We start from the raw sequence: 14126 nt of genomic DNA, 5'->3' as shown, positions 1-14126 counted from the left end.
CTAAATCATTAAAAGCGTTGACAATGCGATCTACTATACCAAACTCTTATCGCTCGCTAAAATTTAAGCATAAAAAAATCTGCCAAATGGGCAGATTTTTTTGCAATCGACTTGAATTAATCAAATAAACGATCGAAGAAGGATTTTTTCTTGGATGATGCACTATGTTCATCACCATCTAGTGTCGCTTGTAGTTCTTTCAGCAATTCACGTTGACGGCTGGTAAGATTCACTGGAGTTTCCACCACGATACGGCAGAGTAAATCCCCAACCATACTACTACGTACTGGACGTACACCTTTGCCACGTAAACGAAACAATTTACCTGTTTGAGTGCCTTCTGGAATTTTTAAGCTAACACGACCTTCAAGCGTTGGAATTTCAATCTCTTTACCCAAAGCAGCATCAGCAATACTAACAGGTACATCCATATAAAGGTCTGCACCATCACGTTGGAACACGTCATGCTCACGCACTACTACTTCGACGTATAGATCACCCGCCTGACCATCACGTACTGCTTCGCCCTTACCTGTTAAGCGAACGCGATCGCCATTGTCGACCCCTGCTGGAATCGTCACTTCTAGGGTTTGTTGACGGTCTTTTACCCCTGAACCATGGCAGCTATTACATGGATTTTTAATGATTTTACCCTGTCCACGACAAGTGCTACAGGTTTGCTGAACCGAGAAAAAGCCCTGCTGCATACGCACTTGACCTGTACCATGACAGGTTTTACAAGTTTCAACATCGTTTGGATTTTTAGAACCTTTACCATCACAGACATCACACGGTGCTGGTGCAGTAAAGGTAATGGTTTTTTTGACACCACGAACTGCTTCTTCGAGGGAGAGTTCCATCACGTAACGTAGGTCGGAACCACGGCGTTGGCGTTGTTGCTGACGACCACCGCCACCAAATGCACCGCCAAAGATATCGCCAAACTGACTGAAAATATCTTCTGCACTAAAACCACCAAAGCCGCCACTACCGCCGCCATAGCCACCTTCAAAGGCATTATGACCCATACGGTCATACATGCTGCGCTTTTCGCCATCGGACAGTATTTCATAAGCTGCAGAAGCTTCTTTAAACTTTTCCTCAGCTTCTGCGTTATCGGGGTTACGATCTGGATGATACTTCATCGCCAACTTACGATAGGCTTTTTTGATCTCATCATCACTCGCGGTTTTCGAAACGCCTAAAACCTCATAATAATCTCGTTTAGCCATATCTGGCGACGCTCCTCACGGAATTTAAAATATACTTAACCTGCGACTAAGTTGGGGGTTTTAGTCGGATTTACAAGGGGGGAAACTGAAAAAACTTAGAATTTTCTAAAAAACAGCTTTGTTTCTGGCATATTTTGCAAGGCCTTTAATCCAAGCGTTCAACAAATATAACCAAGCAATGGCTGAAAATACTACACCTGCAATCGCACATGCCGTTACCCAGAGTGCACTATTCCAAACGAAGAAAATCAAAGGGATAAACCATAAAGCCGCAAATACAGCCAGCATCAGAAACATCACCACGCTACGCATAATCCACAGCGCATGTGTATGAATCCAGACCTCAGCACCGTCAATCATGGCAATTTTACGTGCAAGGAAATAAGCAATCACGGCAAAAAGAATCGTAAACAACCCCAGAAACATGCACACATAAGATGCTGCAATGTAACGGCGATGCTGTACTAGATTGTTCTGCCCCATGTACTTTTAACCTCAACTCACAGTCTTCACCTTATCTTTTTATGCGGTGAAATTCTGCTGTCATTTTTTGTCTTAACAATAAGATGCTACTATATTGAAATTTTCAATATTTCGCATCTTTTATTCGAAAAAAATTATGACAAATTTGTTGCTCTTTTCACTTTAAACCATGCTGCATACAGTGCAGGCAAGAAAAACAGGGTTAAAAAGGTCGCAACAATCAATCCACCCATAATTGCAACTGCCATCGGGCCAAAGAAAATACTCCTTGATAAGGGAATCATAGCCAGAACGGCAGCAAGTGCAGTCAATAAAATCGGGCGGAAACGGCGGACTGTCGCATCAATGATTGAAGTCCACGGATCGTGCCCTGCTGCAATATCCTGTTCAATCTGGTCAATTAAAATCAGTGAATTACGCATGATCATTCCTGATAACGCAATCGTACCGAGCATCGCAACAAAACCGAAAGGCTTATTGAGTAACAATAAAAATAGCGTCACGCCAATGAGTCCCAGTGGCGCTGTTAAAAATACGATAATGGAACGTGAGATACTTTTCAATTGAATCATCAATAAAGTCATCACCACCGCTAAAAATAACGGCATGCCTGCATTGACTGAACTTTGCCCTTTGGCAGATTCTTCAACCGTTCCGCCAACTTCAACCAGATAACCACTCGGCAGTTGGGTACGAAGTTGATCCATTTTTTCTGACAGTTGATCGACCACGGTCGCAGGCTGTAAATGGCTACGAATATCGGCTCGGACGGTAATGGTTGGTAACCGATTACGATGCCAGATCAGACCATCTTCAAACTTGTATTGGATTTTGGCAATTTGGGCGAGTGGTACGCTATTGCCGTGACTGGTCGGAATGGCAAGACTGGATAATGAAGCGACATCAACTCGTTCTTTTTGATCGCCACGTAAACGAATTTCAATCAATTCACGTTTTTCACGATATTGATTAATCACCGCACCAGTAATCGAACTATTTAAAAAGTTGGCCAAATCCTGACTGCTTACGCCCATTTGACGCGCTCGATCTTGATCGATATTCAGCTCAATAATCTTGCTTGGCTCCCCCCAATCCAGATGCACATTGGTGGTATTTGGATCTTGCCCTACGATTTTCGCTACTTTCTGCGCCCATTCACGGACTAAATTAATATCCTCTCCAGACACTCGATATTGCAATGGATAGCCGACTGGAGGCCCATTTTCCAACAATGACACTCGTGTTCTGACCTGAGGTAATAGTTTCTTGATTTGTGTATCCAGAGATTTACGAATTTCATCGCGATCATCTAGGGAAGACGCTAACACCACAAACTGAGCAAAACTGGCTTGTGGTAGTTGTTGATCGAGCGGCAGATAAAAACGTGGCGAGCCTGTTCCAACATAGGCCACATAATTATCAATCCCCTTTTGCTGGGCAAGGAATTGCTCGACCTTTTTTACCGCCTGTTCGGTGGCAGTGAGTGATGCACCCTCTTCCAGTTTTAAATCGACTAAAATTTCAGCACGATTCGATGGCGGAAAGAACTGCTGCGGCACCAGTTTAAATAACAGGACGGAGCCAATGAAAATTAAAACCGTCGTAATAATCACCGTTTTACGATAGCTCACGCAAGTTTCGACCATTTTACGAAAGCGTAAATAAAAGGCACTTTGATAGGGATCATGGCTTTCACCTGCATGATGTTGAACAGGCTGAGGCGCAGGTTGATGGCGTAACTTTGCCCAAAGTCGCTGATACCACGGCGCAGTTTGTTGCATCTTGCTAAAATCTGGCAGTAACTTTTCCCCCAGATAAGGTACAAAAAGTACCGCCGCAAACCACGACACAATCAAGGCAATGGTCACCACCTGAAAAATCGAACGGGTATATTCACCAGTACTGGAGTTGGCTGTGGCAATGGGTAAAAAACCTGCCGCAGTAATCAAAGTACCCGTCAGCATCGGAAAGGCGGTGGTTTTCCATGCAAAGCCTGCGGCTTTGATACGGCTATAGCCCTGCTCCATTTTGATTGCCATCATTTCGACTGCAATAATGGCATCATCTACCAATAACCCTAGTGCGAGAATCAAGGCCCCCAGTGAAATTTTATGCAGTCCGACATCAAACAGATTCATACCAGCAAAGGTCATGGCCAACACCAGTGGAATGGACAACGCCACCACCAATCCTGTACGGAAACCTAGCGAGAAAAAACTGACCAACAATACGATGATCACAGCTTCGGTCAAAACTTTAATAAATTCATGAATACTACGTTGTACAGCAACAGGCTGATCCGATACTTTTTTGAGTTGCATGCCAAGCGGCAAGGTCTTTTGTAAATGATCAAATTCACTTTGTAGATTTTTGCCGAGCGCAATAATATCTCCACCCTTACGCATCGATACGGCAATGCCAATACCGTTTTCTCCCATAAAACGCATGCGCGGTTGGGCGGGTTCGCTAAAACCACGATAGACCTCTGCGACGTCTCCCAATTGTATGGTTCGATTGCCGATCAATAACGGCATATGCTTAAGATCATCAACGTTTTGTAATGCGCCTGTGACCCGAATCTGAATGCGGTCTGTGCCTGTTTCAAAGAAACCTGCATTATTAATACTGTTTTGTTTTTGCAATGCCTCTTGAATCACAGTCACAGGAATTCCAAGCTGTGCTGCTTTGGTATTGGACAGTTCAATCCAGATTTTTTGATCCTGCAAGCCCACCAACTCGACCTTGCCCACATCCTTGACGCGTTGCAATTGTAATTGCAAACGATCAGCATATTCTTTCAACACGGCATAGTCGTAGTCTTTGCCTGTCAGTACATAGATATTGCCAAAGGTGTCACCAAATTCATCATTAAAAAATGGCCCTTGTACACCAGCGGGGAGTTGCTGTTTGATGTCTCCTACTTTTTTACGCACGTTATACCAGACATCTGGAATCTGATCGGACTTGAGCGAATCTTTGGCAACAAAAGTCACCATCGATTCACCTGGTCTGGAATAGGCCATGATTTTTTCATATTGGCCTGTGGTCATCAGTTCTTTTTCAATCCGATCTGTCACTTGTAAAGACACTTCCTGTGCCGTCGCACCTGGCCAATAGGTTTGAACTACCATCACTTTAAAGGTAAAAGGCGGATCTTCACTTTGTGATAATTTAGAGTAAGAAATAATCCCCACAATGGCCAAGAGCAACATCAGATATAAAATGATGCCTTTATTGTTGAGCGCCCATTCGGATAAGTTAAACTTCATGGCTTCGCTCCTGAGGCAATTTGCACAGGACGATTGTCACGATCGATTGGATGAATTTTTTGTTGTTCATGCAATAGATGGACACCACCTACCACCACGTAATCATTGGCGTTTAGACCCGACAATACAGGAACACTATCGCGTCCATAAGCACCTAAAGTCACCGCAACCTTATGAATGGTCTGATTCGGATTAACCACCCAAACGTAGGCTTGTTGATGATTTGCAGAAACACTGGATAAAGGCACACTGAGGACACCGTGCTGGGTATTGTTAAAAAATACACGGGCACTTTGTCCAAGTTGAATGGAAGGCTGAGCTTCACGTAATGCGACTTTGACACTAAAGGTGCGCGATTGATCTGCCGCAGGCGATATTTCACGGACATAAGCGGCATACTTTTGTTCAGGCTGTGACCACAAAGTGATCCATGCAGGTTGCCCTACTTTTAGTTCAGTCATTGCCTGTTCAGGTGCGCCAATGACCACTTCACGATCCCCATCAATCGCCAGTTGATAAGCCGCTTGTCCCGCCGCAACCACTTGCCCGATTTCAATTTCGCGCTGGGTAATTACGCCGTTTTTATTGGCAATCAGTTGGTTATATCCTGTCTGATTGGCTGCAACTTCATAATTGGAACGAGCCTGTTGTAAACTGGCCTGCGCTGCATCATTTTGATTTTTGATGCTGTCAAATTGAGAGCGACTCACGGCATTTAAAGGCAAAAGCTGTTGAAAGCGTTTTAATTCTTCACTGGCGATTTTTGCCGAAGACTGGGCACTTTCAAGTTGGGCCTTAGCAGCATTCATTTGTAACTGGGCATCTTTTACATCCAGTCTGGCCAATACCTGTCCAACTTTGACCCGATCACCTACATCCACATAACGCTGAGTAATCTGTCCTCCCACCCGAAAAGCCAAAGCCGTTTGCTGCCGCGCCTGTACCTCGCCTGCATAGCTTTTCTGCTCATTCATGCTCGCTGAGGGTCGTGTCACCATGACATAAGGAATTTGTTCTGCTTCAGGCGCTTGCTGATTACACCCACCCAATGTAATTAGACATACTACCCATATACTTAAACTTGTCAGTTTTATCGCGGTCATAACCCTTCGCTCTTATTCAAATTTGTTTTTTAAGGCACAATATAAGCAGTATCTTAATTTGTTTGTTTTTTAATTAATACACCCAACGGTACATTAATTATGTAAAATGAGATAAGTTTTTATTTTTTAAATTTATTTAAGAGATTTTTTGTGCAAAATACGATTGGTCGACCAAAAGATCTGGAAAAAAGAGCTCATATCTTAGAGGCAGCAAAGGCACTTTTTTTAAAACAGGGCTATCACGGCTCCAGTATGAACCAGATTGCCAAAGATGCTGGTGTGACCAAGCTCACGGTCTATAATCATTTTCAGGATAAAGAAAGTCTATTTACCTGTGCCATTCAGGAAACCTGCGCAGAATGCATTTCCGAACAACACTTTTGTTTAACCGCACAGAGTGATTTTTTACAAGTTTTTTCAGACGTTTGCGAGTGCACGCTGAAGATGATTTATTTACCAGAAGCGATCAAACTTGAACATGTGTTACTTGAGCTTGCTGCCGAAAAAAGTCCGTTGGCTCAACATTTTTTTGAAGCTTCCCATCAACCGCTTTTTGATGCGTTGTGTGAATTTTTCACTCAGGCAGCCAGTTTAAAATTGATTCGTCAGGATAATCCCCTTAAACAAACAGAACTGACATTGGCACTGTTATTGGGTATTCGACATCATCAGGTTTTACTCGGTATTACTGAGGTGCCTTCTAACGAAGAAATTGGCGATATTGTGAGTGATGCCATCGGAATTTTTATGTTGAAATATCAGGTATAGACCTTTGGCGTATTGTGACCGATGCCATTTTTTGCATCTGTGTTGGTTCTGGTATAAGTGTTAATTTTTTAAACAATAATTCATATATTTTTACGCTCTAGACTTGGAATGTCATTGAATCGGGGTATAGTCAAAAGAACCAAAGCAGGAGAGCTAACGCCATGATTCAACAAATTGATGCTCCTTTACGTGAGGACGTGCGTCTACTGGGTAATTTACTGGGAGAAACCCTGAAACACCACGCAGGACAAGATTTGTTTAATCAGGTTGAGCAAATTCGTGCCCTCGCCAAAGGTGCACGTGATGGTCATGCAGAAGCCGAAAAAAAGCTGGAACAACTTTTCTGGGGGCTTAAAGATGAAGAAATCCTGCCATTAACCCGTGCCTTTTCGCAATTTCTTAATTTTGCCAATATTGCAGAACAGTACAATGTAGTGCGTAGCCGTCGTCGCAGTGAATTTGATGAAAATGCACCCTCGCCAAATCCTTTGGTTCATTTATTTGCTAAATTTAAAGAGCGGCAGATTTCAGCGCAACAACTGTTTGACCAAATTTGTCAGCTTAAAATTGAACTGGTATTGACCGCGCACCCAACCGAAGTTAGTCGCCGTACCCTCATTCAGAAATATGACGATATCAATGAAGATCTGGCACGACTGGATCAGCAAAAATTAACGCCGCGTGAACGTCAGGCAGTGTTAAATAATCTTAAAGAATTGATTTGTTCAGCTTGGCAAACCGATGAAATTCGTCATAACCGTCCAACCCCTGTAGACGAAGCCAAATGGGGTTTTACCACCATCGAACAAACCTTATGGAATGCGGTTCCCAAGTTTGTACGTGAACTGAATGAACTGGTTCAAGTACATTGCGAAAGCTCATTACCACTAGAAATTGCACCGATTCGTTTTGCCTCTTGGATGGGCGGTGACCGTGATGGCAATCCAAACGTGACTCACAGCGTTACACAAGAAGTATTATGGTTATCACGCTGGCAAGCCGCAGATTTGTATCTACGTGATATCGAAGATTTACGTTGGGAGCTGTCTATTCAGGCTTGTTCGGATGAGCTGAAACAAGCTTTAGGCTATGAACATCCTGAACCGTACCGCGAATATTTACGTGACACCCGCCAACGCCTTAAAGCGACTCGACATTGGTTAGCACAAAAGTTACAAGGTTTTGAAGCCGATGATAGCCAGATTATCCAGACCAAAAGTGAGTTACTAGAGCCGTTATTACTGTGTCATCGCTCGCTGATCGAATCGAATTTAGCTGAAATTGCCAATGGTAAATTACTGGACTTTATCTATCGCGTAAATTGCTTTGGCATTGAACTACTCAAACTGGATATTCGTCAGGAATCAGGGCGACATCGTCAGGCCATCTCAGCGATTACTGAATATTTGGGATTGGGTAATTTTGAATCATGGACAGAACAAGCTCGGCAAAACTTTTTAATTCAGGAATTACAAAGTAAGCGTCCGCTACTTCCACGACATTTAGATGAACCACAAGATAGCCTGATTCAACATCCTGATGTCAAAGAAGTGTTTGCGACCATGCAGACCTTAGCCGCTCAACCCCCTGAAAGTTTGGGTGCTTATATTATTTCGATGGCGGAATACGCCAGTGATGTACTCGCGGTATTACTGCTACAAAAAGAAGCAGGCATTTTGCATCCTCTCCGTGTGGTGCCGTTATTTGAAACTCTGAAAGATCTGGACGGCGCAGCAGCGACCATGAATACACTGTTCAATATGCCTTGGTACAAACAGCACATTCATGGCAAGCATGAAGTCATGATTGGCTATTCAGACTCGGCCAAAGATGCAGGTTTTATGTCGGCGAACTGGGCGCAATATCGCGCACAAGAAGAATTGACTGCTATTGCCAAACAACATGGGATTCAACTTACCCTGTTTCACGGTCGTGGCGGTTCGATCAGTCGTGGGGGCGCGCCGACACAGCAAGCGCTCTTTTCACAGCCACCTGGTTCTATTTCAGGTGCTATTCGTGTGACTGAACAAGGCGAAATGATTCGTTTTAAATTTGGTCTGGAAGAAGTTGCCTTACAAAATCTGGAAATTTATACCGCGGCAACGCTTGAAGCGACCTTATTACCACCTCCTATTCCCAAACAGGAATGGCGCGAACTGATGCATCAAATGACCGATATTTCAGTACAGGTCTATCGTGAAACTGTGCGTGAAAATCCTTATTTTGTGCAATATCTACGTACCGTTACACCAGAGCTTGAATTACAAATGTTGCCTTTAGGCTCACGTCCCGCTAAACGTAAAGTCAGTGGTGGAATTGAGTCGCTTCGTGCGATTCCTTGGGTATTCGCATGGACACAAATTCGTTTAATGTTACCTGCATGGTTGGGGACTGGCGCCGCGATTAATCAGATTATTGATGCAGGCCAAAAACAGACATTGGACGAAATGTTACATGAGTGGCCGTATTTCCAGACTTTGATTGATATGTTGGAAATGGTATTGTCCAAATCGGATGGCAGTATTGCCCTGTATTATGAGTCACATTTGACTCAGGATGAAAATTTAAAAGCACTGGGTACCGAATTACGCCAACGTCTGAAAGATGCAGTCCAGACCTTACTTGCCATGAAAGGTGAATCCAAATTACTCAGCAATAATGAAGTGCTGGATCAAGCCATGCGTGTACGCAAAACCTACTTGCTTCCGCTACATTTGCTACAGGCAGAACTCATGAAACGGCGTAGAAGTTATTTAAATGTTGAACAGGCTGAACATACTCCTGTTGATCACGCGTTAATGGTCAGTATTGCGGGCATTGCAGCAGGGCTACGTAATACAGGCTAAAGTCATTTTTTAAATAGTATGTAGGCCATTTTTCTTTAATAAGAGATTGCCTACATGCATTTAGCCTCTGCATGTTTACAATTTTTTCGCTCACATTTAAATACGTGGTCAGATCTGATCCTCTATTTTTCTTATAAATTCATGCTCTCAATCTTCTGATATATCTTTAAGTTAAATTTTCCATAAATTTACCATTTGGTAAAAATAAAAGATAAATCAAATGCCTTACTTTACCAGTTGCTCAGAAATCAATTAAACCATCATCAAAGAAAGAGTATGATGTGCGCCAGCTAAAACAATTAGAGTTTATTTTATGTCCACTTGGTTTCCAAAATGGCGTCCGTATCAAGGGCAGATTGATCATCGTCCTGTGGCGACCGATGAGTACCTTCCGCCTGCTCAAAGTGCAGTTTTAGGTATTCAACATGCATTTGCCATGTTCGGTTCGACCGTATTGGCTCCGTTACTTATGGGCTTTAACCCAAATCTTGCGATCCTGATGTCAGGCATCTGTACCATCTTATTTTTCTGTATGACAGGCGGTCGTGTTCCGAGTTATCTGGGTTCGAGCTTTGCATTCATTGGTGTTGTAGCGGCTGCGACAGGCCATATCACAGGTTCAGGTGCAAATCCGAATATTAGCGTTGCACTGGGTGGTATTGTCGCCTGTGGTGTGATTTATGCGATTATTGGTTTTATGGTCATGCTGACAGGAACGCGCTGGATTGAAAAATTGATGCCACCTGTCGTTACGGGCGCTGTGGTCATGATTATTGGTTTAAATTTGGCGCCTGTCACTGTAAAAGCAGTGGCTGGTCATCCATTTGATATGTGGATGGCGCTGATTACAGTGTTGTGTATGGGCATTATCGCGGTATTTACACGCGGGCTATTACAGCGACTGTTGCTTTTAATTGGTCTACTGATCGCTTATCTGATTTATGCGATTGCCACCAATGGTCTTGGGTGGGGTCAACCGATTGACTTTTCAAAAATTTCGGCTGCACCGTGGTTTGGTTTACCCAGCTTGACTGCACCCACCTTTCAAACCAATGCCATGCTGATTATTGCACCTGTTGCCCTCATTTTAGTGGCTGAAAATCTGGGACATATCAAAGCAGTCGGTGCCATGACAGGTGAAGACTTAACCCCTTATCTGGGTAAGGCTTTTGTCGCTGATGGGATCGCCACGACATTGTCAGGTAGTGTAGGCGCGCCAGGGATGACCACCTATGGTGAAAATATTGGGGTCATGGCAGTCACGCGTGTTTACTCCACCATTGTCTTTGTGATTGCAGGGATTTTTGCAATTTTCCTCGGATTATCGCCTAAATTTGGTGCGGTGATTAGTACCATTCCAAGCGCCGTGCTGACAGGTGCTTCGATTGTGGTCTTTGGTTTAATTACCATTGCAGGGGCAAAAATCTGGCTTGAAAACAAAGTTGATTTTTCCAACAACAAAAATCTGATTGTCGCTGCGGTCACGATTATTTTGGGTGCAGGTAACTTTGAACTCATGTTTGGCAACTTCAATTTAGGCGGAATCGGAACAGCAACGTTCGCTGCGATTTTACTCAATTGGCTTTTTGGCCTAAAAGATAAAAGCTAAAATATTCATTTTTGAATCTTCAAGCAGCCATAAGGCTGCTTTTTTTATGAAATTAAATATTGAATCAAGCATTTTTGGTTATCATGACTTTTTCATGCTTAATACTCACTGAATGGCTTATGCGCTTTGATTTTTTTGATCTACAACTTTTTTTACATGTGGTGGATACAGGCAGTCTGACTAAAGGGGCTGAACGTTCAGCTATTTCTTTACAAGCCGCCAGTGAACGCATTAAAAAACTCGAACGACATTTTCACAGCGCCTTGTTTATTCGTCATGCCACAGGCGTTGAATTGACGATTTCAGGTCAAACCCTATTACAACATGCACAACTTCTGATTTATGGACTCGACGCATTAGAACAAGAGATGCAGACTTTCCAGCGTAAAACCACACAGCAACTGACTTTATGGTGTAATTCCTCTGCACAAAGCGAATATTTACCCATGTTATTGCCCAAATATCTGATCGAACATGCACAACTTCAGATTGAATTGCATGAAGCAGAGAGTAATGACATTATTGCTGCATTACAAAAAGGTCAGGCAGAACTAGGACTGATTTCCAGTTTTTTTGCCCCAAATGATGCTTTGGAAACACACGTTTTTGCTGAAGATCCATTGGTATTTATCTGCGCACCAGATCATCCCTTAGCCACACATCGACAATTGAATTTTGCAGCAATTTTAAAGGAAGATTTTATTGGGCTTTTGGCACATCATTCATTACAACAATCGATCGAAACGCAAGCCAAACATCTTCATCACCAACTGCACTATCGTTTACGCTTACCTAGCTTTAGTGCGATGGCTCAAGTCGTCGCCAATGGTGTCGGTGTCGCGATTATGCCACTTCGTGCTGCTTCGCATTTACAAAAACTTTATGCGTTTTCTACAATTGCGCTCACAGGTGCATGGGCGAATCGCAAATTACTGTTAGCTGCTCGGCAGTTTTCTAATCTTTCTGCAAGCTATCAAGATTTTGCTCAGTTCTTACTCGAAAATAAACCTCAGCCCATTTAGGCTTAATGCACAACCATGTAAGCCCCCAATAATATGAGTCCAATAAAGAAAAAACGGCGAAACCGTTGCTCAGGTATGCGATAACGTAATTTTTGCCCAAGCCACATCCCGAAAACTGCTGGAATCACTGCGATCCATGCCAAACGATAATCAATCGGCATAGTTCCTGTGGAGTGCAGTTGTAAATAAATGGCCAGACAGATCGTCGATAAGGTGAAGACCAAACCTAATGACTGTACCAAATCATCTCGTTTCAAACGCAAAGACTGCAAATAAGGCACCGCTGGAATAATAATCACACCTGTTGAAACAATTAAAGCGCCACCCAAATAACCAACAATAGGCGATAACCATTTTTCATAAGGTGCGAGATTGGGGAGTTGTTTCACCCATAAACCATATAGACCATATACGATCAGCATTCCACCCAATAAAACCTCACTGGTTTTACCTGTCGCCTGACTTAAAGTCGGTAAAAAACTAAATACAGTGCCGACAATAATCCCAAGTAACAACAACCAAAAACGTTGGATCAGGCTCCAGACCCGACCTTCGGCAAACAATTGCCAAAAATTCGTAATCATGGAGGGAATAATCAGCAAAGAAGCCGCCTGAAATGGTGCAATCACAAGGGTCAGCAATCCCATTGCGACGGTAGGCAGTCCCAAACCCAAGGCACCTTTGACCATGCCTGCTAACATAAATACCATGATGACTAAAGCCAACATTTCCATCAGCAACGGACTCTGTAATTTGAACAAGATTATGCTAATGGAGTCAGGTAAAAGTTCCTATTCATGTTTTTGGTAGACAGCCTCAAGCAAAAGTTGAGGCTAAATAATGAAAGCCAAAATACGAAACCATTGCTTTTTTTGCAATGGTTGATAAATTTGAAAATTAACACTATGAATTAAAACTACCGTCAACGGCGCAACACTTGCTCAATTCAAGTTAATGTTCGCTTTGAATTTAGTCTCAAATACCCACATCATTTGGTTTAGCTTTTAATGCTTTATATGAATTACTTGGCACCAAATTTAAGTTTATATTTTTAGGTGGAATTGGTGACTGGAACCATTTTTTATAAAGTTGATCCATTTGACCAGATTTCCACATCTGATTGACCACGCCATCAGCCATACTTCTGAGTTGAGGATCAGTTTTGGCAAACATGATGCCATAAGGCTCAGAAGACAAAGTAGGACCGACAATTTCATAATCTTTAGGATTCGCAGACTTGGCAATTAAACCTGCAAGACCAATATCATCGTTTACAAAGGCTGCTGCGCGACCTGAAGATAGCATTGAAAATGCATCGGCATGATCTTTACCACCTAATGAAATAATCTTGATATTCGCTTTTTTAGCACTCATTTTTAAATATTTTTCAGGATTTCCCCCTTGCACAGTCACGACAGCTTTGCCATTTAATTGCTTTAAGGTTTGAATATTCGATGTTTTTTTAACTGCCATACGAACATCAGCCACATAATAACTGGTAGAAAACGCCACTTGTTGCTGACGTTGTTTATTATTCGTGGTCGTTCCACATTCAATATCAATATTTCCCGCTAAAACCTCTGGAATACGACTCGTAGAATTGACAGCTTTGTATTCAATTTTTAATTGTGGAGTTTTAAGCTGTTTTTTAATTTCTGTCACCACATTGTGACAAATATCAAGTGCATAGCCTACAGGCTTGCCATTTGCGATATAAGAAATAGGATCCGCTGATTCACGATAACCGAGGGTGATCGAACCTTTTTGCTTAATTCTGTCTAGCACTTCGCCCGC

At 42.7% G+C, this 14126-nt stretch carries 10 protein-coding genes; 4 read left to right on the top strand and 6 right to left on the bottom strand.

All coding sequences use genetic code 11. The features are described 5' to 3' along the window. Positions 1-116: 116 nt before the first annotated feature. The 4 genes from dnaJ to JR005_RS04875 form a co-directional block, all read right to left on the bottom strand. Complete coding sequence (gene dnaJ, locus JR005_RS04890; RefSeq protein ID WP_151724479.1) at positions 117-1232, bottom strand: molecular chaperone DnaJ; 1116 nt, start codon at positions 1230-1232, stop codon at positions 117-119. A gap of 105 nt (positions 1233-1337) precedes the next feature. Continuing rightward, a complete protein-coding gene (locus JR005_RS04885) occupies positions 1338-1715 on the bottom strand; it encodes a hypothetical protein (protein WP_004986136.1) in 378 nt (125 codons plus the stop codon). A gap of 134 nt (positions 1716-1849) precedes the next feature. Next, a complete protein-coding gene (locus tag JR005_RS04880) occupies positions 1850-4984 on the bottom strand; it encodes an efflux RND transporter permease subunit (RefSeq protein WP_218665660.1) in 3135 nt (1044 codons plus the stop codon). Beyond that, the gene (locus tag JR005_RS04875; RefSeq protein ID WP_218665659.1) at positions 4981-6087 is read right to left on the bottom strand and encodes an efflux RND transporter periplasmic adaptor subunit; all 1107 of its coding nucleotides are present in this window, start codon (positions 6085-6087) and stop codon (positions 4981-4983) included. Before JR005_RS04875 ends, JR005_RS04880 begins: the two co-directional genes overlap by 4 nt. A 150-nt stretch (positions 6088-6237) precedes the next feature. On the opposite strand from JR005_RS04875, the gene JR005_RS04870 reads away from it, so the two are divergent. The 4 genes from JR005_RS04870 to JR005_RS04855 all read left to right on the top strand — a co-directional run bounded on the left by JR005_RS04870 (position 6238) and on the right by JR005_RS04855 (position 12332). Then, positions 6238-6855: a TetR/AcrR family transcriptional regulator gene (locus tag JR005_RS04870; protein WP_218665658.1), complete on the top strand. Its 618-nt coding sequence runs from the start codon at positions 6238-6240 to the stop codon at positions 6853-6855. Between the two features lie 161 nt (positions 6856-7016). After that, on the top strand, positions 7017-9701 hold the full coding sequence (gene ppc / locus JR005_RS04865) for a phosphoenolpyruvate carboxylase (protein WP_218665657.1): 2685 nt from the start codon (positions 7017-7019) through the stop codon (positions 9699-9701). 313 nt (positions 9702-10014) lie between these two features. Next, a complete protein-coding gene (locus JR005_RS04860; RefSeq protein WP_218665656.1) occupies positions 10015-11310 on the top strand; it encodes a solute carrier family 23 protein in 1296 nt (431 codons plus the stop codon). A 119-nt stretch (positions 11311-11429) separates the two neighbouring features. Continuing rightward, entirely contained in the window at positions 11430-12332 is a 903-nt protein-coding gene (locus tag JR005_RS04855) for a LysR substrate-binding domain-containing protein (protein ID WP_218665655.1), read from the top strand. 2 nt (positions 12333-12334) lie between these two features. Here the strand turns inward: JR005_RS04855 and JR005_RS04850 are convergent, their stop codons facing one another. Together JR005_RS04850 and JR005_RS04845 are read right to left on the bottom strand one after the other, a co-directional pair. Next, a complete protein-coding gene (locus JR005_RS04850) occupies positions 12335-13066 on the bottom strand; it encodes a sulfite exporter TauE/SafE family protein (protein ID WP_218665800.1) in 732 nt (243 codons plus the stop codon). Positions 13067-13307: 241 nt separating this feature from the next. Then, positions 13308-14126: amino acid ABC transporter substrate-binding protein (locus tag JR005_RS04845; RefSeq protein WP_218665654.1), on the bottom strand; the 819-nt coding region annotated here is incomplete at its 5' end.

The sequence above is a fragment of the Acinetobacter sp. Colony158 genome (assembly GCF_019264745.1).
Taxonomy (GTDB): Bacteria; Pseudomonadota; Gammaproteobacteria; order Pseudomonadales; family Moraxellaceae; genus Acinetobacter; species Acinetobacter ursingii.
Note: the sequence above shows the minus strand (reverse complement) of the source record. Positions and strands in the feature narration are given on the sequence as shown.

Coding starts and splice junctions, on each gene's coding strand:
- dnaJ (WP_151724479.1), bottom strand. CDS start 1,232: ATGGCTAAACGAGATTATTATGAGGTTTTAGGCGTTTCGAAAACCGCG.
- JR005_RS04885 (WP_004986136.1), bottom strand. CDS start 1,715: ATGGGGCAGAACAATCTAGTACAGCATCGCCGTTACATTGCAGCATCT.
- JR005_RS04880 (WP_218665660.1), bottom strand. CDS start 4,984: ATGAAGTTTAACTTATCCGAATGGGCGCTCAACAATAAAGGCATCATT.
- JR005_RS04875 (WP_218665659.1), bottom strand. CDS start 6,087: ATGACCGCGATAAAACTGACAAGTTTAAGTATATGGGTAGTATGTCTA.
- ppc (WP_218665657.1), top strand. CDS start 7,017: ATGATTCAACAAATTGATGCTCCTTTACGTGAGGACGTGCGTCTACTG.
- JR005_RS04860 (WP_218665656.1), top strand. CDS start 10,015: ATGTCCACTTGGTTTCCAAAATGGCGTCCGTATCAAGGGCAGATTGAT.
- JR005_RS04855 (WP_218665655.1), top strand. CDS start 11,430: ATGCGCTTTGATTTTTTTGATCTACAACTTTTTTTACATGTGGTGGAT.
- JR005_RS04850 (WP_218665800.1), bottom strand. CDS start 13,066: ATGGAAATGTTGGCTTTAGTCATCATGGTATTTATGTTAGCAGGCATG.